Genomic DNA, 24,402 nt, shown 5'->3' with positions numbered 1-24,402 from the left:
CCTACAGGATCGGTCGGGGCGCGGGCATCGACGTGTAAATGATGTACGGCGGATCGAGGCTGGAATCGTACTTGAGGACGGTCTTGACGTAGTTGACGTCGATCGCCTTCGCATTGAGGCCGTGGTCCTTGTAGCCCGTCCCGGGGATCGTGCCCGTGGACCCGTCCTGGTTGGGCGTGGGCTGCTTGGAAACGTAGCTGCCGCTGGCCTCGCCGTTTGGCGTCTTGCTCACGAAGGCCTTGTTCTGGCCGTCCTGCGGGTTGGAGGCGAGCCAGGCGTCGATCTCCGACTGCGTCAACCGCAGGTTCTGCTCGGTGAGCCGCTGCGCGTCCGCGATCGTCTTGAAGCTCGACGAACCGCCGATGGTGGGCCTGCTGTTCTCGGGCCACGAGGCGGCTGGGTTGGACTGGTCGCGCAGGCGCTGCGCGAGCTGCTCGTCGGTCTTGCCGACGTGCTTGTCCAGGGTGTGGCCGCCGCCTAGGTACTCGTTGGCCGCGAGGTCGAAGGCGATGTTGCCGTTCGCACCCGGAACGGTCCACTGCTGCTCGTGTTTGAAGTCGTTGAGCGAACGCGCGCCGAAACCGTGAGCGCGGGCCACGCCGGCCTCGAACTTCGGGGCGCTTCGGTGCGCTTCGTCCAAGACGTCCTGGAGCGCGTTCATGCGTGTCGTGAGGCCGTCCACGATGCCGGTGTACTTGTCCACGATCCGGTTGAGCTTGGCCTTGTCCAGCTTCAGGACCGTGTTGACGTCGAACTTCAGCAGCATTCCGGTGACCCCGCCGACACCGCTGGCCACGCTGGTGACGGCGCCCACGATGTTCTTGAGGCTGGGCTTCTCCTTGGCCTTCTCGATGTCGTCGATGATGCTCGTGGCGGCCTCCCGCATGGCCCGCTTGAGCTCTTGGAAGACGTCGCGGTTCAGCTCGACGGCCGCTTCCGCGTACTCGCGCAGGCAGTCGCTGATCTTGATCGCCACGTCGTTCAGGACGGTCATCACCGGCTGACTGCCCGTGGCCACCTTGGCGCCGTGCGGGCCCGTGGTGTGCGCCCACTGGTAGCCGTGCCGGGACGGACCGGACTGACCCCAGTCCGTCGCGCCCCACAGCGCGCTGCAGAACGTCCGCATGGCGGCTTCCCAGTCGGCCTTCTGGTGGTTGGTGATGGTGCCGATGATCCTCGTCAGCTCTGCTGCCGTGTTGCTCGGGACGACCGAGGCGTTCATCCAGCTGTGGCAGTGCGAGTTGAGGTAGTGCTGCTGCGGGAAGGGGTGTACGTCCGCCACCTTGCCGACACGGAAGACGTGCTTCGCGACGGGCTGCAGGACGTCCCGGACGATCTCCGGTATGCCCTCCATAGCACCGCGGATCAGGTCGTCGCCGCCGTCGTCGTCACCCCATTTGATGTCGGGGACGCTGGCGAACTTGGGGTCCTTGTCGATGACCGTCGGCAGCGGGCGCTGCTCCGGGGCCTGCCCGGGCTTGGGGTGGGCCGCCGCGTCGGCCTTGGTGTAGGCGTTGGCGGTCTCCGTGAAGCCGACGGCGACACCGCCGATGCTGACCACGCTCTTGCCCAGCACCTCCAGCCAGCGGTTGCCAATCTTCTTGTAGGCCTGCGCGAACTGCTCGGCGCTGGTGCCCGCCCCACCGGCGTCCGGGTACTTCTGCAGCTCCTGCACGAGCGTGTTCCCACCACGCATCATGGGATCCTGCTGACCCGCGACCTGGCCGGAGACGGTCCACAGGCTCGACGGCTTGACGTCGATGTTGCCGCCCCCGGCGGGCGGCTGCGCCGGGCCGGGGCCCGGAGTGGGTCCGGCCATCAGGCGCCGCCTCCCCAGCCCTGGAGCACGGACCTGTTCGCCGCAGCGTAGTTGAGGTGGCCCTTGACCACGACCTCGTGCAGCCAGGCCTGTGCGGCCTTGAGGTCCTGGGCCGAGCGGTCCCATTTGTCCAGCTCGTCGATGAAGGCCTGCCGGGCCTCGCCGTCCCAGCTCAGAACGGCCTTCTTGGCACGCTCGTACAACATTTCCAGCTTCTCGTTGAGGTCCTTGAGGATCTCCTCCAGATCCCCCGACAGGCGCTGCAGGGTGGCGAAATCGACAGTTATCCGGTCGTCGTCCGACATAGTGGGGCTGTTCCTCGCTGCTCTCAGATGTCCTGCAAACGGCTGTGCGGGGCGGGCGGCTGGTCCGGCACGGTCAGCTCCCCGGCGGACGCCGACACGTCCTCCTGGCTCTGGACGCGCCTGAACGCGGCCAGCACCTCCAGCTCCTGGGCTGTGAACCCGTCACGGGAGGCCCTGGTCGCCCGTTCGAGGAGGGAGAGCACCTGCCGGATACGCACGGCGTCCTCGGCGGCTCCCCGGTGCAGGGCGCGGTACGCCGCGGCCGTGGGCCCCTGCCAGCCCGCCGCGATGCTGTCGACCACCCGGTCCATGTCGCGGATCTGCCGCTCCAGATGACCCTGCATCTGATCGAGGTCGTCCGCGAGGTTCGTGAGGTTGTCCTCCGAAACATTGAGATCGCCGTCCGTCATGTCCACCCCTCTTCGGCGCCGCCGCACCGCATACGTACGTATGCCTGAAAGTTTCGCAGGTCAGCAAGGCGGTCACATGAGTGCGCGCACTCATGTTCCAGCTTCTCCCCGGGAATTGACTGGATCTATGCCTCCGGACACCGCGCCCCCGTGCGTTCTTCGCGCCACTCGTCTCCACCCTGCTGAGACTGTTGCTCGCGGCCGTCACGTTCTTCTTCGTCGGGCCGTCCCCGATGGCCTGAGGATCGTGTCGGCGCCGGCCCGCTTGATGCCCAGCAGCGTCTCCCGGATGACCCGGTCCCGCTCGATCCAACCCTTCTCCGCCGCGGCCTCAATCACCGCCAACTCACCGCTGATCTGGTACGCCGCCACGGGGACGTCCATCGCCTGCTCTACTCGGTACAGGATCGAGGTAGGGCCCGGTTGGCTTGGTCATCACTGTGTCGACGCCCTCCTCCACGCCGAGGGCAAGCTCCCGCAGGGACTCCCGCGCGTACGCCGGGCCTCCTGGTTGGCCTTGCGGTCGCCCTGGAGGGCGGAGGTGATGGCCCCGCGGAAGGGCCCGTAGAAGACCGACGAGCACTCTGCGGTGTACGCGAGGACGGATCCGTCCTTGTGCCCGGCCTCGGCCAGTGCGTCACGGATGACACCGACCTGGCCGGGGCGGTTGTAAAATGTCCGAAATAAATGAGACCAAAACCGAGACCAGGGCATGCCGAAGAGCCGGACCGCGATCAGCGGCCCGGCTCTTCGTTTCGCCTGGTCAGGCGACTGCGGAGGATACGAGATTCGAACTCGTGAGGGGTTGCCCCCAACACGCTTTCCAAATGTTCGTATGGGGGTCCGGATGGGTTCGCGCGCGTCCCGACCTGCGACCCAGTGGTGTTGGATCACTCGGATGGACACTCCTGAACGGCCATGAATGCAACCCCAAATGCAACCCTCCGGGCCCTCGTCTCAGGGTGCGGAGGGGAATCAGATCGACTCGGCTACGTCGGGGGCTGCGAGGGCTGAGGCGGTCGCTGCCGAGCACCACGCCCTCTGCCCAGACGATATCGCCCGAGGTCACCACGAAACCCTCCGTACCTACGCCGCCGATGTGGTCCTGGATCGCCACGTCTGGCACTTCTGGTGGAACTGATGGCACGCGGCCTGGCGCGCCCTCACCGGCCCGACCGATGCGTCACGTCCACTTGTTGGTTTCCGCCTGCCTTAGCACCCGCTCGACAGCCGCCTGGAGTTCGTCGGGCGGATAACCGTGCCTGCGCAGCAGCCGCAGCACACGGGCCACGACGCGGTCTCGGGCCTGGTTCTTCAGCCGCCAGTCGACCGTGGTGACACCCCTGACCTGGACGTACAGCTCACGCGCGAGCCCGGTCAGGACTGCCGTCCCCATCATGTTGGGCACGAGCGGATCGACTACGAGCGCGTCGTAGATGGCGAGTTCGTCCTCGGTCAATTCCAGCTGCTGCGCCCGCGAACGGTCGTCGGACACCTCGTGGGCCAAGGCGACCAGGGACGCCATGACCTCGGAGGCCGTCATAAGGCCGTTGTCGTAGCGGTCCACGGCCTGCCGCGTCCTCGCGGTGAGGGCCTCCTGGCGCACGACATTGTTCGGCTGCGCTTGCTGGATGTGCCTTACCAACGTGCGGCGCAGCGCCTCAACGGCGAGGTGCGGGCGGCGGCTCGCCCGAAGCCGGTCCAGCAGGTTGTCGTCCGGGCGGGAGAAGGCCGCTTCGGCCAAACCGGCGGCGTCGTACAGGTCGGCCGAGCCGCCGGTGTCGTCGGAGGACGCGTCCAGCTTCTCCCGCGCGGTCCGCACGGCCTCGAAGAAGCGGATGTCCGCGAGCAGGTCCCGCACCCCCGTGTCCGTCGGGCAGAGCGAGAAAGCGTCGCGCATGAGGTTTACATGCCGCGTGAACCGGTCGCCGCGTCGGGCCGTTCCCGGCCGCGTGCTGGGATCGGGAGCGGCGAGGTGATCCAATACCGCCGTCACAGCCTCCCGGTACGCGTCCGGGCCGCTGCTGTCGCGAATCTCCCGCCACGGGCAGCCGGCCAGGACGTCCAAGAGCCGCCGGTGGTTGTCCCGTACGGCGCCCACCGCGTACGCGACGTCCGTGACGGGTGCGCCGCCGTCCCCGTCCTGCCGAGTGGCGTCGGCCAGCACCTCGGCGAGTTGGGGGCCTACGCCCTGATAGTCCACGACCAGGCCGGACGGTTTGCCGTCCCACGTGCGGTTCAAGAGAGTGACGGCCTCAAGCAGCGCGGGGCCGCGCATCCGCTGGTCCAGGTAGAGAGTGTGCAGCGGCGGAGCGTCGAAGCCGGTCAGCCACAGCGACCGGACGATGACCAGTTCCAGTTCGTCGTCGGGATCCACGATCCGCCGCTGGATCGTCCTCAGCCCCTCCGGGGTGTGGACGTGGTCCGCGACCTCGGCGGAGTCCCCGATGTGGCCTGTGACGGCCGCCCGGATTCGCCCGTCGGTGTCGGCCAGCAGTCCCGTCCGAGGGTCCCGGCCGCTGGCCCATTCCGGCCGCAGCCGCGCGAGCGCTTCGAACAGCCGCGCCGCCGCAAGCCGCGACGAGGTCACCACCATGCCCTTGCCGGGCCGACCGGTGAGCTTGGCCATCTCGGTGCGCCGCACGTCCCAGTGCGCGAGGATGTCCCGGGCCAGCGCCTCGGTTCGCGCGGGGGAAGCGGCCGGGTCAGCAGCATCGGGAACAAAGCCGACGTCGAAGCCCACGTCCTCGGGCTGAGTCCGGATCGAGCGCGACTCGTAGAAGACAGGCACGGCCGTGCCGTCGTCCACAGCCTCCTCCAGATCGTAGGTGTGGATGGTGTTGCCGAACACGGCGTGCGTGCGGCCGTTCCGGGCGTCCGTCAGGGTGCCCGTGAACGCGATGAAGGTGGCGTTCGGCAGCGCCTCGCGCAGGTTGAGTGCGTGCCGGGCGCTCTGTCCGCGGTGGGCTTCGTCGACCACGACGATGACGTCGCGGCGTGCGGACACCAGCGGATGGCGGGCACCTGCTTCACGTTCCTCGTGGGTGAGGCGGAACTTCTGCACGGTCGCGAAGACGACACCGCTGTGGGCGTCGCGCCGCAGCAACTGCCGCAGCTGCGTACTATCCCGGGCCCATTCGACGCCGCCGCCGATCGCCGCCGGCAGGGTGCAACTGGCGGCGAAGGCTTCGTAGAGCCGGTTGCCGAGGTCGACGCGGTCAGTGAGGACGACGAACAATGGGTGCGGCAGTTCGGGCGCCCGCGCGGCCTTGCCGACGTAGAACAAGATCTCCTGGCTCCGGCCCGCGCCCGGCGCGTGCCGGACGACTCCGGCCCGGCCGTCCGTCGCGACTGCGGTCTCGGTGGCGCGGACCGCCGCGTTGACGGCGAAGAACTGGTGGGGCCTGGCGAGGGTGACGGTGTCCACCGCGCCCGTCCGGCGCGCGGAGTACGACAGGAAGTTGGCCACAAGATCAAGGAGCCGGGCGGGTTCGAAGGCGCCAAGGAGCATCCGCTTCAAGGCGTGCCCGTCCTGCCGCTCCCTCCGGCGCAGCAGCGCACCGTCGGGGCCGGCGTGCCAGGGCGCCATGTGGTCCCAGGCGGTGAACGGGGTGCCCATCCGGGCGGTTGTGCCGTCGGAGACGAGGGTCACCAGGACGTTCGCGAACGTGCATGTCTCCTTCAGATCGCGGCGGTAGCCCTGAACCTGTTCGTACGCGTCGCGGGTGCCGTCCCGACCGCCGGCCTGCTTCAGCTCGACGACCGCGAGTGGCAGGCCGTTGACGTACAGCACGATGTCGAAGACGGCGACGCGGTTCCGGGCGCTGCGGACCTTGACCTGGCGGGCGGCGAGCAGGTCGTTCGCGTACGGGTCGGAAAAGTTGACCGGGCGGACGACCATATGTCGTTGCCTGCCGCCTGCGGCGTCCGGGTACGTGACGCCGACGCCGCTGACCAGCCGCTGGTGGAACCGGTGGCTCTCACGGAGATCGTCCCTGGTGGCCCGCTCCAGCAGTTGGGCGACCGCGTCGTCCACAGACCGCTCGGGCAGGTGCGGGTAGCGCCGCCCGATTGCCTTGCTCAGGTGCGGCCGCAGGACCAGGTCGTCCCAGTCGCTCCGCTCCCCGGAGGACGGCCCGAGCGCGGCCCCATCGATCAGCCGCCAGCCGTACTCGCGAAGCAGTTCGAGGGTGTGCCCTTCCAGCTCCCGCTCGGTCGGCCCTGCGGTGCCCGCGACGCGCTCGTTCATCCGGCCTCTTCCGCCGCGCGGGCAGCGTCCCCGACCTGCAGCCGGCCGGAGACCAGCCCGGGGAGCAGCGTGTCGCGCAGTGCCGCTAGCGTACGGCTCTCGGCAGCGGTCTGTGCCGCGCTGGCGTGCAGGGCGTCCAGCCTCGCGGACAACCCGGCCCGCTCGCCCACGGCCGGAAGGGGAAGGGGCCAGCTGGGCATGTCCCCCAGCGGAAGCCGATCCACGGTGGTGCTGTGGACGCTACGGCGGGCGATCTCGTCCTGGAACACGGGGCTGAGGTAGGCGTGCAGGAGCAGCGCGCCGCCCGTCTCAGGGTTCTTCGCCCGTAGGAGTGCCATCCGGCGGCCCAGGCACGCGCGGACACCGGGCGGCATGAGCGCCGCATGGCCGAGCCGGGTCTCGTACGAGAAGAGCACGTCGTCGGCCCGCGGCCGGACGCGCCGGGTCCAGCTGGCGAAGTCCTCCTCGGACAGGTGGGCGGAGGCGGCCAGGTCCAAGCGGCCGGCGTCCAGACTGCTGATGCTGAGGAACCACGGGCCGGATGCGGTCTTGACCGGTGTGGCGTGCGGCCCGTCGTGCAGCTCCGCGACCTGGCCCAATCGCTGCGGGGGGCCCGCCGGCGCCGCCGCGAACGAGGCGCTGGCCAGCTCAAGGCAGGTTTCGGCCGTGCGCTCGTTGGCGGCGATCTTGTCGTCCAGTGCCCCGAGGACCTCGGCGACGGCTCGCTGCTCCGGCAGCGGCCGGGCGGGGACCGGGAGATCGCCGAGGATGTCCGGGGTGACGTGCGGGACCCTTGTGGTCACGGCACGCGAACGGATCAGCGCCACCATGCCCGGGTCCGAGAGGCAGTAGTAGAGGAACCTGACGTCCGCCCGGTCCGGGTCCACCCGTATCCGAGCCTGGGCCGGTGACAGGAGGTACCGGTCATGGATCCCGGCGGGCACGATTCCCACTTGGCCGAGCGTACCGCGCTGGGTGAGGACGAGGTCGCCCGGAACGGCGAGGTGGCGGGCGAACGCGTCGTCCGCGCGGCCCGCCGGGACGAAGACGAGACCGGCTGACGAGAAGTACCCGCCGCCAGCCAGGTTCTGGCCGCGAATGACCGGGACCCCCTCCGGGACGAAGTCCCGCTTTGCGAGGCGGGAGCCGAGCGGTCCGCCGACAAGGCCGCCCGCCACGGCGAAGTCCTTCAGGGGTCGCGTGCGGACGGCCGTCACGACACTCTCCGCAACTGCGCGTCGACGGCCTTCGCCAGGCGCTCGGACTCGGCGAACTGCTCGCGGAGCAGGGCGGTCAGTCGCGCGACCCTCGCGTCCGGCGGCTCGGCGTCCGGGGCCGCTGCGGGCTCGGCCGTGCCGACGTACCGGCCTGGGGTCAGGACGAAGTCCTGCTCGGCGATGGTGGACAGGGGTACACTCGCGCAGAAGCCCGGCTCGTCCTCGTACGTGTCGGCGCCGGGCTGGCCGCGCCAAGCACGGACCCGGTCTCCGATGCGGACAATCTCCTCGTCGCTCAGCTCTCGCAGGGTGCGGTCCGCCATGAACCCCAGCTCCCGGGCGTCGACGAACAGCACCTCGCCGCCGCGTTCCCGTGCCCATCCGGAGCCCCGCCCCTTGCCGTCGGCGAGGAGCCACACGCACGCCGGGATGGCGGTGGTGCGGAACAACTGGCCTGGTAGCGCGATCACGCAGGCCACCAAGTCCGCTTCGAGCATCGCCCGGCGGATGTCCCCCTCACCGGACTGCCTGCTGCTCATCGACCCGTTGGCGAGCACCACGCCCGCCCGCCCGCCCGGGGCGAGTTTGCTTGCCGTGTGCTGGAGCCACGCGTAGTTCGCGTTGTTGACCGGCGGGGTGCCGTAGACCCAGCGCCGGTCCATCGCCAGAAAGTCGCCACCCCAGTCGGAGAGGTTGAACGGTGGGGCGGCCAAAGCGACCTGTGCTTTGAGGTCCGGGTGCTGGTCGTCGCGGAAGACGTCGGCCGGCCCTGTGCCGAGACCGGCCTCGATCCCGTGGACGGCCAGGTTCATGTGGGCCAGCCGCCACGTGGTGGCGTTCCACTCCTGGCCGTAGAACGCCACGTTCAGCCAGTCGCCGCCGTGAGCTCTGATCGAGTGCGCCGTCTGGACGAACATGCCGCCGGAGCCGCACGCCGGGTCGTACACCCGCTCACCCTCTTGGGGGCCGAGGGTTTCCACCAGCAGCCGGACGACGCTGGCCGGGGTGAAGAACTCACCGCCCCTGCGCCCCTCGGAGGCGGCAAACCGAGCGAGGAAGAACTTGTAGACCTCGCCCACGAGGTCCGGGGCGCCGAGCCCGCTGGCCCGTTCCGGGAACACCACGCGGTCGAGCAGCTCCACGAGGTCGGCCAGGCGCCGCCCGTCCACACTGCTGTCGCCGTAGATCTGCGGGAGAGTCCCGAGTAGGGCCGGGTTGTAGCCCTCGATCGCGCGCATCGCGGAGTCGATCGCCTCACCGATGTCAGCCCCGCCTCCCGTGTCCCGCGCCAGTTCCACGACGCTCTCCCAACGCGCGGCCGGGGGCACGTAGTAGACGCCGGAGCCCGTGTACTCGCGGCGCTCCTCCAGGGTCGCGAGCAGTCCGGCCTCGTCCCATCCGCCTTCCGCGCGCAGCTCGGACTCCAGCTGCCGTCGCCGCTCGGCCATCGCCGCAGACACGTACTTCAGGAAGACCAGGCCCAGCACATAGTGCTTGTAGGCGGCGGCGTCCAAGCTGCCGCGCAGCTTGTCGACGGCGCGCCAGAGGATGTCCCTCATCTCCTCCGGGGACCGCTTCTTCCGTGGCGGCACAGCTGCCTCGCTTCTCTCATGTTCGACTTCGTGCTTCCCCCATCGGGCCACCGGCTACCGGCTCGGCCGCCGCCGCAACGCCAGCGCGCCGTCGGCGACCCCGGCGGCGAGCCGCTCGGCCAGTGTGTCCAGCGCGTCCAGTTGGCGCCGCACCTCGGTGCGATGCCGGTCGATCTCGGTGAGGACGGCCTCCAGTTCGGTGATCTCTCCGGGCGGCAGCTGTGGCAGGTCCATGTCGCGTACGCTGACCCGCCGTACCAGCGACCCGCTGCTGCGCAGCTGGTTCCTGGGCGCGGCCAGCAGTCGGGCCAGCGGGTACGGGCCGATCCACAGGCCGCCGACCGGGCCGCCGGTCGCCCGCTGCTGCTGGTGCTGCGCGTACGCGGTGATCCGCAGGCCCTGCACCGGCGCCAGCAGGACGCAGCCGCCCAGGCCGTCCACATGGGTGCGCACCCCGTGCTCGGCGAGCAGCAGGACGTCGCCGCGCTCGGTCACCGCCGCTTGCGGGTAGTCGGCCAGAGCCTCCGGCGCGATGCGCCGCCGACCGATCGGCAGTGTGCCCAGCATCTCCTCCCGGCCGACGACGACCAGGCCCCCGTCGGCGATGTCCTCGGAGTGGATGCGGTGCCCCGGGAGTAGTTTCAACTGCCCGGCCCGCACGTGCTCGTCGAGCCGGCGGTGCGGCACCGGGCTCTCCCGCTTGGCGATGCCCAGGCCGCCGATCCACTCCCGCAGGGCGGGCAGCGCCGCCGCCGCCTCCCGGCGGGCGTCCAGGGATGCCCCGAAGTGGTCGAGTCCCGGCTCGGGGGAGGCCAGCCGGTGGGCGGGCAGCAGGGACCGGCCGTCTAGCAGCTGCTCCCCGCGCGGGCTCGCGGCCGTCACGGGGATGTCACGGACCTCTTCGGACGCCGGGAGGTCCGCCGTGGTCAGCGCGTCGGTGACACATTCGGCCCAGTGCTGCCCTAGCCCCGTCCGCAGCGCGATCCGGTCGCCGTCCACCAACCGTGTCAGGCCGCGCTCGGCCGGTCCGGCGTCCCGGCGCAGTACCAGCAGGGCGAGTTCCGCACCGGTGCGGAACGGATGGATGCGGCGCGGGAGCTGGACGATGCCAGCCACCGCGTCCTCGATCAGGAGGTGCTCCCGCAGCCGGACGTTCGGGCTGGGAACGCCCGTCCTCTGACGGGCCAGTGTCCACGAGGGCACGACCACGTACGCGGTGCCACCGGGCCCGAGCAGAGCCAATGCCTCGGCGGCCCGGCTCAGCGGCCCGTCCTCGTCCGTCTCGCGCTCGCCCGCCGCAAAGGGGGGGTCGACGACGACGACGTCGGCCGCCGTGAGCCCGTCGGCCCGCAGCGCCGCGACGTCGGCATACAGTTCGACGCCCCGCTCACCGTGCGCCAGCAGGCGGTAGCCCAGCAGTTCACGGCGCAGCGTGTCCGCCTCCATCGCGGTGATCCGGCCGTGCCGGCCACGGTCAAGGGCGAAGAGCAGGTCTCCCGTGCCGGCGTACAGGTTGATCACGGAGGGGCGGGCACATTCGGCCTCACCGGCGGTCTCGCGGCGGCGGACCAGGGCGCCGATCAGCTCCGCCACCACCGCCGGGGTGGCGTCCATGGCCAGGTCGGATTCGAGCCGGCCGGCCAAGCCGAGCACCGCGTCGGCGGCGGCACCCGGCGTCTCCGTGCTGTCCAGCAGCTCATGCACCGCTTGTTCGAGCTGTCCGCTCGCGGCCGGAGCCCGCCGGTTGCCCGCGGCCGTATCGGCGATCAGCGACAGGGCGGACCTGATCAGCGTCTCCGCCGAGATGCCATCGTGTTTCAGCGCGACCAACCGCCGCAACCGGAGAGCCGCCCGGAACCGGTCTCCGTACGTCGGCACATGTCCGTCCTCCCGCTGTTCCGCGTCGGGGACGGGCCGGGTGTCCAGCCACTCGGCGACTTCCTCGGCGTCGAACAGTGGCTTGTTCTCGGTGCCGCCCATTGCGGCCGGAAAGGACGCGTGTCGGCGGCGCCAGTTACTCACGGTGGGGCGGCCCACCCTGGCGAGCTCCTTGATCTCGCCGAGTGTCACCGGTTTGAACCGGGTCCGGTTCGTACGCGTCTGCTGGTTCCCCTGGCTCACAGCCGAATCTCCTCCTCTCCAGACAGCACTCGTTCCTTGCGAGCCAGCACCTGCGGCACTTGGCCGAACTTCTCATGCAGCGCGGCCGTCTCGGGGCTGATGTAGTCCATCAGAGTGAGCGCGGCGGCGAAGCGGTCCTCCAACTCCATGTGAAAGACGCGTTCGTGGTGGGCGACCCGATTCCGCAGCTGCAGAAGCTTCTTCAACTCCTGGTGCAGTTCATTGCGGCGGACGCCGTGCGGCCGAAAGAGGTACTGAAGCGAAGCGTTCCACAGCTGCATCTCGTAGTGGCGCCCTTCGCCTCTGGCGAAGAGTCCGACCCAGAAGCCGAACGACAACTGCGCCACGATGTCGCAGGGAGCGTCCGGTTTGCACATCGCGCGCAGCTTCTCCCGGGCATCGGCGATGTTGCTCTGGCCGACCCGGTGCAGTCGGATGCGCCCCTCGTTCCACCAGTCGTCCCGGCGGTACTTGCCCGCGAGCTGCCGGTGGACGGCGTTGCGGTAGCAGATCTCCAGGTCCCGCAAGATGCTGTGTAAAGCTCGGCTGACCTCGGCGTCCCACGCATACAGGCGCAGTGCCACCGTGGCGTCGCCCCCGCATACCGCGAGGAACGGCTGAAAGCGCTCGGCCGACATGGCCCGTACCAGTTCCTGCTCATCGCTCCGCATCACTGCGCCCCCTGTGTCCGACGCAGATGGCAGATGGCTGTGCTAGATTTTCTGCGTACGCCTTGGAACTTCTGTCACTGCACCTGGTTGCATACAGCCCGAGGCAAGAAGCATGATTTGGCTCCCTGCCCCGAGGTCCGCCCGCAGCGATCAGGCGGACTTCGGGGCATAGCTGTATCCCGGGACACAGCCGCTGAGGCTGGGCGACGTTCACCACTTTGACCAAGGTCCACGCTAGCAGCGGCGCAACCGCTGGTGCGACATTCGCAGATATCCGGGTCCGAGAAGCCCACTTCTCAACAGTAGCTCGTTCCGGGCGGGTCGACCCGTAAGCACCAGCTCTACCGCACAGCCGGGCGAGGGGCTGACAGGGTTATCTCGGCCGCAGCCAGCAGCAAGACGCTTCACCATGCCCCTCCTCTCACATCGAGGAGGCGGGGCTGCGGCCCACGCCCCGCTCGCCAGCTGACCGCGAAGTTCGGCACCGTGCTGGTGATCGTGGACCAAGCCGCCTCTGTCGGAGATCTACCGCCCACCGTCGCCCGCTATGCAGGCTGCAAGGTCGCCTACCCGTCCGGCGTCGCCATGTGCCGGATCGCCGACCCGCTGACGGCCAGGTGATAGTGGACATCGACGGCGTGCTGGTCCCTGCACACTCCGGGAAGCAGGACGCCATCGCGGTCCGGAAGAAGGCCTTCGGCTGTCATCCGCTCGTCGCGTTCGTCGACCATGGCCAGACTGGGTTCGGAGAACCGGTGACTGCCCTGCTGCGGTCCGGCAACGCCGGATCCAACACCGCCGCCGACCACATTGAAGCTGCCACTGGTGCAAGCACGGGTGCCCGGAAGCCTCACCCTGCGGCCGGAAGCTGGGGTACTGCCCGGACAAGGTGCAGGTCCGGCGCAAAACCAAGAACACCAAGTCCCGGGCGGGCCGGCGTGCGGTGCCCCTGTCCGGCCCGCTGGTCTCGATGCTCCGGGCGCATGCCGAGACGCAGGCGCGCGAGCGCAAGGCGGCCGGTGACCTGTGGTCGAGTCGGACTACGTGTTCGCTCAGCCGCTGGGTGGCCCGCTGAGCCCGAACACGGACTACCACGACTGGAAGCGGCTACTCGAAGACGGGGGGGGGTCCGGAACGGTCGGCTGCAAGACACTCGGCACACGGCCGCCACCGTGTGCTCATGCTGCTCGATGTCCCGGCCCGCGTCATCGACCAGATCTGAGGTGGGAGCCGGGTACGTCCGCAAGTATGAGGGCTCGGTATCTGCATGTGTCCGGCGCGATGCTCAAGGACGTGGAGATCAGCAAAACCATCTGGGGCCCTGGAGACACCCACTGTGAACGAAAACCAGGACAACGGGGTCCGAGGACAACGTCGAAGGGCCCCACCGCGGACGGTGGGGCCCTTCGACGTATTGCCCGGTGAGAGCAATGGCGGAGGATACGAGATTCGAACTCGTGAGGGGTTGCCCCCAACACGCTTTCCAAATGTTCGTGTGGGGTTCGGGGAGGTGCGGGAACGTCCTTACCTGCGGAGCAGCAGAGGCACATGGAGCTTCTGAACGGCGCTGTACGCCGGTGAACGCAACCCAAACTGCAACCCCGGAGCCGCCTCTTGCGCTCGGCTGCTGCCGGCTCGTGTGTACTCGTCGATTGAGTCAGGCAGCCGTGGCGGGGGTGTCGATTGACGTCTCTTCGGTGCGGTACTGATCGAGCAGGCGCAGCATTTCGTCGTAGACGCTGTCCGGGTCGTCAGTCTCAAGGATCAGCCTGGCCATCACGTCGAGAGCATGGTCAATATTGCCCTCGGAGTCCTTCTTGGCCTGTTCGAGCATCTTCAGCTGGCGGGCCGCCTCAGGTCGGGCGTCGGCGAAGGCGGTGGGCAGCATGTCGAGTGCGTCGAGCAGATCCCATTTCTTGGGGATGAAGTACGTCGCCTGCATGGGGTCCTGGCTGACGACCCTCACGACGGGCGTCGTGATTCGCGGCCCTCGGGTGATCTCGACGTCCAGAAGGAGCTTCGAGGCAGCGTGGTACAGGTTCGTCAGAGCGGGGTCGTGGTCTTCGAGGACCACTTCGGAGACACTGATGCCCTCGGAGGAGAGAAGCGCACGAGTGAGCACGGCTGCTGTGCCTACGTCGGCGCGCTTGGGATCGTAGGTGGTGATGAAGCGGTCACCGTCACGACGCAGCAGAAAGGGTTTCGCTTGCCCGGTGTTTCCTCGGTAGATGTGGACCGAGGTAGCGGAAAGGCGTTCGCGGGTCAGGAGCGTCATCCCAGAATCTCCGTTCGTTGCCAGTCCCGGCCGAGGGCGTCACGGTGGTGGTCGATGTGGCCGTGCTGGTGGGTGCACGGCAGACGGTCGTGCCAGGTGTTGTCGGTGTCCGGCTGGCCGTCCGCTCGGTCACCTGTCAGTGCATCGCGGCCCGGGCGTCGCTCCAGACACTCGGACCAAACGATGCTGTTCAGGGCACCGCGCAGCGGGCTGGGTTCGACGTTGCTGTGTCGGCTGGCGATCTCTGCCATGTGCTTGGGGATGAGCTGCAGGACCAGCTGAATCGCGGCCTGCGGGTCGTCAGCCCCCAGGCAGGCGGCGGTCAGGTCGTTGGCCACCTTCGCGATGACCACTTTACCTATCGGCGTCACCTGGCCGTCCTTGACGACGAGGGTATGTGGAGGGAGCGCGTCGAGGTCGATATCGGCGCTGGATACGCGTGTTCCTGGTGGCACCGTCGTGGATTCTTCCGGGGCTATGAAGGGCTTGATCGTTCTTCTCCTCGGTCAGCAGCGGAGATCCCAGCGCCGGCTCCAGGCCGACGCAGGCTGTCCTGCCTTCCTAACGGCCCGCCGAGAGCTAGGGCCAGCTATCTCCACCCGTTCGAGAGATATGGGCCCAAGGGAGCCACACGGCAGTGGGATTTGTGGCACTCTCGGCCGACTGACCGGCAAACCCCTGACCGCCCACGACCCGAAGGACCTTGGAGAGCCCGACCACCGCGCCGGGTCTCCGCCCTGTCCGAAGACCGAAACCGCCTCGACCACCCGCTAGTTACCCCCCAACGACGCCTCATCGCCGCAACCGAAAGGGCGAGCTTATTGCCCGTCGCGGTGCAGGATCGCTGCCTTGGCGGCCCAGGCGAGGATGCTCTGCCCTCGCATGGACAAACTGAGTCGGTTCCAGTGGAAGATCACGTGGTAGCTGAGCACCTGTCGCAGCCCGCGGTTGAGTGTTCCGTCTTGGACGCCATCGGCGAGGGCTAGGCCGACGCTGTGAAACGCGGCGACCCACTCGGCGACGGGTTCCAGCGGACCTCCGGGGCGCAGCAGGACGTCGCTGTCGGCGAGAAGCACCGCAGCTTCCATCTCGTGCAGCTCTCCACCGGCCGGCCGCCCGGCGCCGCGTGCCGGATGGGCCGGAACAAGCTTCTGGACCTGGCCAACAAGACTCGGCACCCGGCGCGCTGGGTCGTATCTCTTGCCCTGGGGCTGCGTCAGGGTGAGGTCCTCGGTCTCAAGTGGACAGACATGGACTTCGAACTTCGGGTCATGACGGTCCACCGCAACCGGCTAGGGCCCCGGTACGAGCACGGCTGCGGCAACCGCTGCGGGCGCAAGCCCGGTTACTGCCCTCAGAAGGTCAACATCCGCCGTGAGACGAAGGACACCAAGTCTCGCGCCGGACGTCGACCCATCGGCATTCCCGAGCCCTTGGTGCAGCTTCTGCTTCAGCACCGACGTGCGCAGGAGCGAGACCGCCGACTGGCCGGCGGCCTCTGGACGGAGAAGGGGTACGTCTTCGCCTCCACGACCGGCGAGCCCCTCAACCCGAACACCGACCACCACGAGTGGAAGGACCTCCTCAAGGCGGCCGGTCTGCGCGCGGGCCGCCTCCACGACGCCCGCCACACGGCCGCGACCGTCCTGCTGATCCTTGGCGTTCCCGACACGGTCGTTGACGCGATCATGGGCTGGGAGCCCGGCAAGTCCGCCCGGATGCGTCGCCGCTACCAGCACCTCACCAACCGGGTACTCACGGACACCGCCGACAAGATTGGCGGCCTGCTCTGGCCACTACCGGAGGAGCCGCCTGCCGGTAGGTATCGGTAGCGGCGAGAGACATCAAGTGTGAGGGGAGGCCGTGGGGGAGCCCCAAGGTCTCCCCCACGCGTGGGTTTCACGTCACCCACTGACGCAGCCATCTACTCGTCGTCGATCTCTCGTGCACTGGCTATTCGTTCAGGATCAGTGACGCAGGGAAGTAGCAGCTTCCGGTGTCGTTGGCATGCCGCTTCTTGCGGCTGAGGAGCTCGTCGAGCGTGATGTGGCCATCGAGCACAAGGAAGAGGTCGACGCCTTCCATCGTGATGAAGCAGGTCCCGTCGGCGTAGCGCGCCTTGGCACCTTTGGTGAAGCCACGGACGCTGATATACAGCCCGAGCGTGTTCGTCGTCTTGTGCCGCACCTTCTCGACGAAGCTACCGAGGTAGTGGACTTCGACTGGTTCCTTGAGCCACTTCGCTTCTACGACGTAGACGTCAGTGTCGTATGTGATGGATCCATCGATCTGCTCGTAGGGCAGGTTGTAGGACAGCCTTGGGTCCAGGTCGAACAGGCGGAAGAGCTGGTTGAGGAAGGGCTCGAACTCGCGTCCAGCCTTCTGGCGGTTAGGTTCCGCCTCGAGGCGCAGGAACTCGCCCTTCAGCTCGCTCAGCCGCTCGGAGAAGCTGCGCCGGCTGTCCGTGACCGCTTGGTGAGCCGCGAGGTCGTTGGCGAACTTGGCATCATCAGCGATCAGGCCGCGGTGGCGGTCGATGCACTTCTTCAGCTCGAAAACGGCTTCCCGCGCCTCGGCTATGAGCGCGTCGGCGTCCGGCAGTCGCCGCAGCTTGGGAAAACTGGTCATCTCTGAGACTTCGACCATGAGCCGTAGGGCAAGCTCCGTATAGCGCGACTCATCTGCATGGAGACGATCCACGAAGTCCTCGGCCGTCTGCCACTTGTACCCGGAGAAGTTGATCCCGGCGACCAGCTCCGGGTGGCCCTTCGCCCACCGGCGGATGAAGCCCTCCAGGTCGTTCTTGTACCAGAAAATGTGCTTGAGGGCGGCCTCCAGCGCACCGTACGCGGCCGGACTGATTGGCTTCATGGACACGGGCTCGACTGCCACCTTTCACGCCTATGGCCCTGATGTGCTTGATGACCCGTCATATCGGTCAGATGATGCTACTCGGCGCCGCACCGTCTCGTGGGGTGACTGAGCGCCTCACATCCGTGGAGCGGTCGGACAGATGGCGCCAGAGTCCACGGGTGGTGCCTCTCGGCGCGACATGGGGCGGTAGCAGGTGATGGCAGCCGCTGGTGGCTAGCGCGGGGATCATCTCCGCAGTGCGTGCAGCAGGCGTCGGATCGGCGGTGACTGTGACGACTGCAACCCAAACTGCAACCCTCAACGTCGAAGGCCCCCACTGCAAGCAGCGGGGGCCTTCGACGTATTGCCCGGTGAGAGCAATGGCGGAGGATACGAGATTCGAACTCGTGAGGGGTTGCCCCCAACACGCTTTCCAAGCGTGCGCCCTAGGCCACTAGGCGAATCCTCCGCCGCAAACAATACAAGACGTTGGAGGGTGCTCGCGAACACGTTCCCCGGAGATCGTTCCGGAGTGCTCCCCGGGCCGGCTTCGGCGGGGAGCGGGTGGACGGCGGGGGGCAGGGATCGGTTAAGGTGGGCGTCAGCCCCTCACGTGGCGCTATCTGACTGAACTCCCCCAGGGCCGGAAGGCAGCAAGGGTAGGTCGGCTCTGGCGGGTGCGTGGGGGGCCCTTGCGTGTCCGGGGTGCGGTGTCCCGCCCGGCGTCACATGCGCAGCGGGTCCGGTTGTCGGTCCGCCCCGATAACCTCGTAGATGTGTCGTCCCTTGCGCTGTACCGCCGCTATCGCCCCGAGTCCTTCGCCGAGGTCATCGGTCAGGAGCATGTCACTGACCCGTTGCAGCAGGCCCTGAGGAACAACCGGGTCAATCACGCGTACCTGTTCAGCGGGCCGCGTGGCTGCGGGAAGACGACCAGCGCGCGCATCCTGGCCCGCTGCCTGAACTGCGAGCAGGGCCCGACGCCCACACCGTGCGGGGAGTGCCAGTCCTGCCAGGACCTCGCGCGGAACGGACCGGGTTCGATCGACGTCATCGAGATCGACGCCGCCTCCCACGGTGGCGTGGACGACGCTCGTGACCTGCGGGAAAAGGCCTTCTTCGGTCCTGCGTCGAGCCGGTACAAGATCTACATCATCGACGAGGCGCACATGGTCACCCCGGCCGGGTTCAACGCCCTGCTGAAGGTGGTCGAGGAGCCTCCGGAGCATCTCAAGTTCATCTTCGCGACCACGGAACCCGAGAAGGTCATCGGGACGATCCGGTCGCGTACGCACCACTACCCCTTCCGCCTGGTTCCGCCCGGGACGCTCAGGGGTTACCTCGCGGAGGTGTGCGGCAAGGAGAACAGCTTCGTCGAGGACGGTGTGCTGCCGCTCGTCGTGCGTGCGGGTGCCGGATCCGTGCGTGACTCGATGTCCGTCATGGACCAGCTGCTGGCCGGTGCGGGTGACGACGGTGTGACGTACGCCATGGCGACCTCGCTCCTCGGATACACGGACGGCTCCCTGCTCGACTCCATCGTGGACGCCTTCGCGGCGGGCGACGGGGCGGCGGCCTTCGAGGTCGTGGACCGGGTGGTCGAGGGCGGGAACGACCCCCGGCGCTTCGTCGCCGACCTGTTGGAGCGGCTGCGCGACCTGGTGATCCTGGCCGCGGTCCCGGACGCCGGGGAGAAGGGGCTCATCGATGCCCCCGCCGACGTGGTCGAGCGGATGCAGGCACAGGCGGCCGTCTTCGGCGCCGCGGAGCTGAGCCGGGCCGCCGACCTGGTCAACGAGGGACTCACGGAGATGCGCGGGGCGACCTCGCCGCGGCTCCAGGTGGAGCTGATCTGCGCCCGGGTGCTGCTGCCCGCCGCCTTCGACGACGAGCGTTCGCTGCAGGCCCGGCTGGACCGCCTGGAGCGCGGGGCGTCCTTCGCCGCCGCAGGGGCCGGCCCCGCCATGGGTTACGTACCGGGGCCGGAGGGCCACGCGCCCGGTGACGGGCTGCCCGGTGGCGGGCCTGCCGCAGCGCGTGCGGCCGCGCGGGGCGAGGCGCCCGGGGGCGCCCCCGTCGGTGTGCCACGGGACCTGGCTCCCGCCCCCGAGGCACCGGCTGCCGCGGCGCCGGCCCAGCAGCCCCACGTCGAAGCGGAACCGGTCCGGCAGGCACCGGCCCCGCAGGCACACGCCCCGCAGGCACCGGTCCAGCAGCCGACGGCCGCGGATCCGGCCGCCGGTCCGCGGCCCGGGGCCTGGCCCGCAGCGGCAGGGCCGGGCGGCGGCGCGAACGGCTCGGAGACCACTCGCCGGCCCGGTGGATGGCCGACCGCCTCCGCGCCGGGCCGGACACCGCCTCCGCAGGCAGCCACGCCCGCCCCGGCCCAGATGCCTGCCCCTCCCGTCGCGCAGACGCCCGCGGCGGGAGGACAGGACCTGGCACAGGGTGCCGCCCAGGTCCGCGCCATGTGGCCGGACATCCTGGAGGCAGTGAAGAACCGCCGCCGGTTCACCTGGATCCTTCTGAGCCAGAACGCCCAGGTCACCGGCTTCGACGGCACCACGCTGCAGCTCGGCTTCCTCAACGCCGGAGCCCGGGACACCTTCTCCAGCAGTGGCAGCGAAGAGGTGCTCAAGCAGGCCCTGGCCGAGCAGTTCAACGCCACCTGGCGGGTCGACGCGGTCGTCGATCCGTCGGGCGGCGGCGGTCTCGCCCCGCAGACCGGTGGCGGCGGAGGAGGGGGCCGCCCTCCGGCAGCCGCTCCGTACCAGCCCCCCTCCGCGCCGCAGGCCGCGCCGTACGAACCGTCCCGGCCCACCCCCGCCCAGCAGCAGCCGTCACCGGCCCAGCAGCCCCCCTCACAGCAGCCGGGGCGGTCCGGTCAGCAGGTCCACGACCGTTCGGGGGGATACGACAGGTCCGCCCCCGAGCCGCCGCGGTCTGTCGCGCCCGAGGACGACACCGCGGAGGCGGACGACCCCGACCTGGTGGACTCCGCGCTCTCCGGTCACGACCTGATCGTCCGTGAGCTGGGGGCCACGGTGGTCGAGGAGTTCAGCAACGAGTAGGGCGGTGTCGGCTCCCGCCCTGTCCACTCGGTGGCGCCCCACCCCTCCACGCGGTGGCGCCCCTCCCGTCCGCGCCGCGGCGCCCGCCCTGTCCACGGAGCGGAGCCCGTCAGGGCCGGCGGCCCCCGGCGGCTAGGCTGCATCCCGTGAAGGTCCTCGTCATCGGCGGCGGCGCCCGCGAACACGCCCTGTGCCGCTCTCTCTCCCTCGACCCCGATGTCACCGCTCTGTACTGCGCCCCCGGCAACGCCGGAATCGCAGAGGTGGCCGAACTGCACCCGGTCGACGCGCTCGACGGCGACGCCGTCGCGCGCCTCGCCAGCGAGCTGGGCGCCGAGCTGGTGGTCGTCGGCCCGGAGGCACCGCTTGTCGCGGGCGTCGCCGACGCCGTGCGCACAGCCGGCATCCCCTGCTTCGGCCCGTCACGCGAGGCGGCCCAGCTGGAGGGGTCCAAGGCGTTCGCCAAGGACATCATGGCCGGAGCGGGCGTCCCGACCGCCCGCAGCTACGTCTGCACCACACCCGCCGGGATCGACGAGGCACTCGACGCCTTCGGCGCCCCCTACGTCGTCAAGGACGACGGTCTCGCGGCCGGTAAGGGCGTCGTCGTCACCGACGACGTCGAGGCAGCCCGCGCCCATGCGCTGGCCTGCGACCGGGTCGTCATCGAGGAGTTCCTCGACGGCCCCGAGGTGAGCCTCTTCGCGATCACCGACGGCACCACGGTGGTGCCGCTCCAGCCGGCCCAGGACTTCAAGCGTGCCCTGGACGGCGACGAGGGCCCGAACACCGGCGGCATGGGGGCGTACTCACCGCTCCCGTGGGCCGACCCGAAGCTGGTCGACGAGGTCATGCGGACCGTCCTCCAGCCGACGGTCGACGAGCTCCGACGCCGTGGCACGCCGTTCTCCGGGCTGCTGTACGCGGGTCTGGCGATCACCTCGCGCGGCGTACGGGTCATCGAGTTCAACGCCCGCTTCGGCGATCCGGAGACGCAGGTGGTCCTGGCCCGGCTGCAGACCCCGCTGGCCGGTGTCCTGCTCGCCTCCGCCAACGGCACCCTGGACGTGCTCCCCCCGCTGCACTGGCGCGACGACGCCGCTGTCACGGTTGTCGTGGCCTCGCACAACTACCCCGATACGCCCCGCACGGGTGACCCGATCGAGGGTCTCGCGGACGTGGTCGCGCAGGACGCGCCGCACGCGTTCGTCCTGCACGCGGGGACCCGGCAGGACGGTGACAGGGTCGTCAGCGCAGGCGGTCGTGTCCTCTCCGTCACCGCGACCGGCAAGGATCTCGCACAGGCCCGGGAGCGGGCCTACACGGCGGTCGGGCGGATCCGGCTCGACGGCTCCCAGCACCGTACGGACATCGCCCGCAAGGCCGCCGAGGAAGCCTGAGCCCTCGCGGCCGGATTCCGGTGTTCCTGTGCCCGGCCCTCCCCGGAGGCGCCGGGCACAGTCACGTCGACGCCCGGCCCGGGCGTCGTGTGTGCTGTGTACGAGCCGGCTCGCGGTGGGCCGTCGCTCGTGTGCGATCCGGCTCGCGGCAGGGTGGTACGTGCTCCTCGGTCTGCCGTGATCGCCGGCACCGTACCGGCTGCGGCAGGGCCTGACGCCCGCCGTGAACCCTGTCCGCCGTATCACCGGACGCCTGCACCCCCGCGCGTCAGCAGCTTTGCCCAAAGCCATTCCATCGGGTGACGACTCTGCCATCCGGATGACGCCCGCCCAGGGCCCAACTAGGGTGCGGCGCAAGCTTTCCGGCACTTGGCCCACCGGCATTGCGCTGTCGGTGGCGGGTGCCACAGTGGGGGAGTGACCAACACCGTCGCGGGGGCAGAGGGGGTGACGTCCAGCCGTGTCCGGTACCGGTTCGGTTGAGGAGCTCGGTGCGCACGCAGCGCGTGCCCGGGCCGTGGCTCTGCTGCGCATCCGCAGCAGGGCGGCGGCCGTGGCCATCCTGCCCGCGGCCGCGGCCGTCGTGCTGCTCGTCGCCTACGCCCAGGGGCGTGTCAGCGGCGCGGGGTGGGACGCTGCCCGCTGGGCGGTGACGGCGTGCGCTGCCGTCGTGCTGCTGCTCGCCGTGGGCGTGGCCGTCGCGGTGGCGCGGGCGAGGCCCGCGGTCAGCCCCACGGTGCCGCTCACCGAGGAGGCGGCCCCTGATCTCTACCGGCTCGTCCGGGACCTGGCCGACCGGCTCGACGTGCCGGCGCCGTCGGCCGTGGCGCTGACCCCGGACTGCGACAGCTGGCTTGAGGACCGCACACACCCGGCGGCCCGGCCGCACGTCAAGGATCTGGCCGAAGGGCTGGGCGGCGACCGGCACGGCCGCCGTGCGCGTTCCGCGCCCGTCCTGGTCATCGGCTCCCCGTTCCTGTGGTGGATGCGGGTCGCCGAGCTGCGCGCGGTGCTCGCCCCGGTCGTCGCGGGCACCGGCCCCTCGGCCCACCCCGACATAGCCGCGGCCCGCCGTTTCGTACGCGGTCTTGACGCCGCGGTCGCCGACGCGTCCGCGTCCGGAGGGCGGTCCGTGCGCCGGATCCCCGCGGCTTTCGTGGGGTGGATCGCCCGGCTGCTGCTGCGCGGCTGCCGCGGTCACGCGGCCGAGATGGAGCGCTGCGTCGCCGCCGCCGCCTCGGTGCGCGCGCAGGAAGTGGATTACGGGCTCCGGATCGCCGCGCAGGAGCAGGTGGGCCTCGCCTACGCGGGCTGGGACCGGCTGCTGACCCGTGTCGCCCTCCCCGCGTGGCGGATGGGCCGCTGGCCCTCCCGGCTCGACGCCGGAGTCGTCTCCGCGCTGACGGAGCTCTCCCGGCGGGACCGGCTGGCCGAGGGTTTCACCTCGCGGCTGGGGGAGCGGCCGGCCTGCGATCTCATCGAGGAGCCGGGCGCGGCCGACGAGGCGGCCTCCCTGCTGGCCGCGCGGCTCTTCCACGGCGGCCCGGCGGTTCCCGGCCCCGGCTGGTCCCCGGTCGACTGGCAGCAGTATCCGGAAGAGGTCGTCGACCTCAAGTGGCGTACCGAGGCCGCCCGCCTCCATCACGTGCTCGACGCCATGGGGGTGGCGACGAGCGTCCCCGTCGGAGTGTCAGGCGCAGCGGCGGTGGACGGCTCCGCGATGCCCACGCTGGCCCGCGTCATCGACCACCTCACCGGGCCCGGCGCGAGCAGCGAGGAGCTGGCGGCCGCGATCGGCGCCGCCGTGGCCCGTGACGAGGCGGACCCGGCCCCCCGGCCGCACCCCGGAGCCTCGGACAGCCGGACGGACGGCAGCCGGACGGACGGCAACCGGACGGACGGCAACCGGGCGAACGGCAACCGGGCGAACGACGACCGGACCGACGGCATGCAGCCGAGCACCACACAACCAGGCACCACGCAGTGGGGCGGTACACAGCCGGACAGCGCGCAGCCGGGCAGAAACCAGCCGCGCAGCGCGCAGCCGGACGGTAAACAGGCGGGTGCGGCCACCGATCCCCTGGACGCCTGGGGTTCCGCCCCGCTCCCCGTCTTCCCGCTCCAGCCGCCCCGCACGGGCACGGAGCTGCTCGCCGACCACGTCGTGGCGATGGTCTGCTGCGCCGCCGTCGACACGGCGGGGGCGGCGCCGGGGCTGGACTGGCTGGACGGCCCCGCGCTGCTGGTGGACGGGGGCCGCAGGTCGGATCTGAGCGGTCCGGTCCTCAGCCTCGTCGAGGACGGTGACGCGGAGCCGTTGCGGATCTGGCTCTCCTCGGTGGGCGTCCGCGCGGACAAGCCCGTGCGCCTGGTCTGAACGATCGGCCGTCCACTCGGACGGCACGATGCACGCGATTCG

At 69.9% G+C, this 24,402-nt stretch carries 15 protein-coding genes, 1 tRNA gene, 1 other RNA gene and 5 pseudogenes; 9 read left to right on the top strand and 13 right to left on the bottom strand.

Features of this window, described 5'->3' with window-relative positions; translation table 11 throughout:
- Nucleotide 1: 1 nt before the first annotated feature.
- The 4 genes and pseudogenes from QFZ58_RS17585 to QFZ58_RS17570 all read right to left on the bottom strand — a co-directional run bounded on the left by QFZ58_RS17585 (nucleotide 2) and on the right by QFZ58_RS17570 (nucleotide 3,248).
- Complete coding sequence (locus tag QFZ58_RS17585) at nucleotides 2-1,819, bottom strand: RNase A-like domain-containing protein (RefSeq protein WP_307125856.1); 1,818 nt, start codon at nucleotides 1,817-1,819, stop codon at nucleotides 2-4.
- Nucleotides 1,819-2,124 (bottom strand): WXG100 family type VII secretion target, encoded by a 306-nt coding sequence (locus tag QFZ58_RS17580; protein WP_307125855.1) that lies wholly within the window; start codon nucleotides 2,122-2,124, stop codon nucleotides 1,819-1,821. The genes QFZ58_RS17585 and QFZ58_RS17580 overlap by 1 nt, the downstream gene beginning before the upstream one ends.
- Nucleotides 2,125-2,147: 23 nt before the next feature.
- Nucleotides 2,148-2,534 carry a WXG100 family type VII secretion target gene (locus QFZ58_RS17575; protein ID WP_307125854.1) on the bottom strand — a complete coding sequence of 129 codons (387 nt, stop codon included), beginning with the start codon at nucleotides 2,532-2,534 and terminating at the stop codon, nucleotides 2,148-2,150.
- A 204-nt stretch (nucleotides 2,535-2,738) separates the two neighbouring features.
- Nucleotides 2,739-3,248 (bottom strand): annotated as a pseudogene (locus QFZ58_RS17570) (hypothetical protein).
- 208 nt (nucleotides 3,249-3,456) lie between these two features.
- Here QFZ58_RS17570 and QFZ58_RS17565 point away from each other — a divergent pair.
- A complete protein-coding gene (locus QFZ58_RS17565) occupies nucleotides 3,457-3,675 on the top strand; it encodes a DUF4253 domain-containing protein (protein ID WP_307125853.1) in 219 nt (72 codons plus the stop codon).
- Nucleotides 3,676-3,717: 42 nt separating this feature from the next.
- On the opposite strand, the gene QFZ58_RS17560 is transcribed toward QFZ58_RS17565, so the two are convergent.
- From QFZ58_RS17560 to QFZ58_RS17540, 5 genes are all read right to left on the bottom strand, one after another.
- A complete protein-coding gene (locus tag QFZ58_RS17560; protein ID WP_307125852.1) occupies nucleotides 3,718-6,783 on the bottom strand; it encodes a type I restriction endonuclease subunit R in 3,066 nt (1,021 codons plus the stop codon).
- Complete coding sequence (locus tag QFZ58_RS17555) at nucleotides 6,780-8,000, bottom strand: restriction endonuclease subunit S (RefSeq protein ID WP_307125851.1); 1,221 nt, start codon at nucleotides 7,998-8,000, stop codon at nucleotides 6,780-6,782. The genes QFZ58_RS17560 and QFZ58_RS17555 overlap by 4 nt, the downstream gene beginning before the upstream one ends.
- Nucleotides 7,997-9,559: a class I SAM-dependent DNA methyltransferase gene (locus tag QFZ58_RS17550; RefSeq protein ID WP_307125850.1), complete on the bottom strand. Its 1,563-nt coding sequence runs from the start codon at nucleotides 9,557-9,559 to the stop codon at nucleotides 7,997-7,999. The genes QFZ58_RS17555 and QFZ58_RS17550 overlap by 4 nt, the downstream gene beginning before the upstream one ends.
- Before the next feature lie 87 nt (nucleotides 9,560-9,646).
- The gene (locus QFZ58_RS17545) at nucleotides 9,647-11,713 is read right to left on the bottom strand and encodes a class I SAM-dependent methyltransferase (RefSeq protein WP_307125849.1); all 2,067 of its coding nucleotides are present in this window, start codon (nucleotides 11,711-11,713) and stop codon (nucleotides 9,647-9,649) included.
- A complete protein-coding gene (locus QFZ58_RS17540; RefSeq protein ID WP_307125848.1) occupies nucleotides 11,710-12,384 on the bottom strand; it encodes an Abi family protein in 675 nt (224 codons plus the stop codon). The genes QFZ58_RS17545 and QFZ58_RS17540 overlap by 4 nt, the downstream gene beginning before the upstream one ends.
- A gap of 462 nt (nucleotides 12,385-12,846) precedes the next feature.
- Between QFZ58_RS17540 and QFZ58_RS17535 the strand changes: the two are divergent.
- From QFZ58_RS17535 to QFZ58_RS17525, 3 pseudogenes are all read left to right on the top strand, one after another.
- A pseudogene (locus tag QFZ58_RS17535) lies at nucleotides 12,847-12,987 on the top strand (IS110 family transposase); the annotation flags it as partial.
- Nucleotides 12,969-13,214 (top strand): annotated as a pseudogene (locus QFZ58_RS17530) (transposase); the annotation flags it as partial. The pseudogenes QFZ58_RS17535 and QFZ58_RS17530, both read left to right, overlap by 19 nt.
- Nucleotides 13,214-13,744, top strand: a pseudogene (locus QFZ58_RS17525) (tyrosine-type recombinase/integrase); the annotation flags it as partial. The pseudogenes QFZ58_RS17530 and QFZ58_RS17525, both read left to right, overlap by 1 nt.
- A gap of 297 nt (nucleotides 13,745-14,041) precedes the next feature.
- Here QFZ58_RS17525 and QFZ58_RS17520 read toward each other — a convergent pair.
- A complete protein-coding gene (locus QFZ58_RS17520; protein WP_307125847.1) occupies nucleotides 14,042-14,659 on the bottom strand; it encodes a hypothetical protein in 618 nt (205 codons plus the stop codon).
- The gene (locus tag QFZ58_RS17515; RefSeq protein ID WP_307125846.1) at nucleotides 14,656-15,114 is read right to left on the bottom strand and encodes a hypothetical protein; all 459 of its coding nucleotides are present in this window, start codon (nucleotides 15,112-15,114) and stop codon (nucleotides 14,656-14,658) included. Before QFZ58_RS17515 ends, QFZ58_RS17520 begins: the two co-directional genes overlap by 4 nt.
- Before the next feature lie 693 nt (nucleotides 15,115-15,807).
- On the opposite strand from QFZ58_RS17515, the pseudogene QFZ58_RS17505 reads away from it, so the two are divergent.
- Nucleotides 15,808-16,491, top strand: a pseudogene (locus QFZ58_RS17505) (site-specific integrase); the annotation flags it as partial.
- Nucleotides 16,492-16,612: 121 nt separating this feature from the next.
- On the opposite strand, the gene QFZ58_RS17500 reads toward QFZ58_RS17505, so the two are convergent.
- Both QFZ58_RS17500 and QFZ58_RS17495 read right to left on the bottom strand, forming a co-directional pair.
- Nucleotides 16,613-17,551, bottom strand: coding sequence for a restriction endonuclease (locus tag QFZ58_RS17500; RefSeq protein WP_307125844.1), 939 nt, complete (start codon nucleotides 17,549-17,551; stop codon nucleotides 16,613-16,615).
- A 342-nt stretch (nucleotides 17,552-17,893) separates the two neighbouring features.
- Nucleotides 17,894-17,981 (bottom strand) — tRNA-Ser (locus tag QFZ58_RS17495).
- 131 nt (nucleotides 17,982-18,112) lie between these two features.
- On the opposite strand from QFZ58_RS17495, the gene ffs reads away from it, so the two are divergent.
- The 4 genes from ffs (at nucleotide 18,113) to QFZ58_RS17475 (ending at nucleotide 24,360) form a co-directional block, all read left to right on the top strand.
- Nucleotides 18,113-18,209: signal recognition particle sRNA small type (gene ffs, locus QFZ58_RS17490), an RNA gene on the top strand.
- A gap of 79 nt (nucleotides 18,210-18,288) precedes the next feature.
- Nucleotides 18,289-20,583, top strand: a complete 2,295-nt coding sequence (locus QFZ58_RS17485; protein WP_307125843.1) for a DNA polymerase III subunit gamma and tau — start codon at nucleotides 18,289-18,291, stop codon at nucleotides 20,581-20,583.
- A gap of 146 nt (nucleotides 20,584-20,729) precedes the next feature.
- Nucleotides 20,730-21,983, top strand: a complete 1,254-nt coding sequence (purD, locus tag QFZ58_RS17480) for a phosphoribosylamine--glycine ligase (protein ID WP_307125842.1) — start codon at nucleotides 20,730-20,732, stop codon at nucleotides 21,981-21,983.
- A 460-nt stretch (nucleotides 21,984-22,443) separates the two neighbouring features.
- A complete protein-coding gene (locus QFZ58_RS17475; protein ID WP_307125841.1) occupies nucleotides 22,444-24,360 on the top strand; it encodes a hypothetical protein in 1,917 nt (638 codons plus the stop codon).
- Nucleotides 24,361-24,402 lie beyond the last annotated feature (42 nt).

The sequence above is a fragment of the Streptomyces sp. B1I3 genome, from assembly GCF_030816615.1.
Classification (GTDB): Bacteria; Actinomycetota; Actinomycetes; order Streptomycetales; family Streptomycetaceae; genus Streptomyces.
This window is presented reverse-complemented; position numbering and strand designations above follow the sequence as displayed.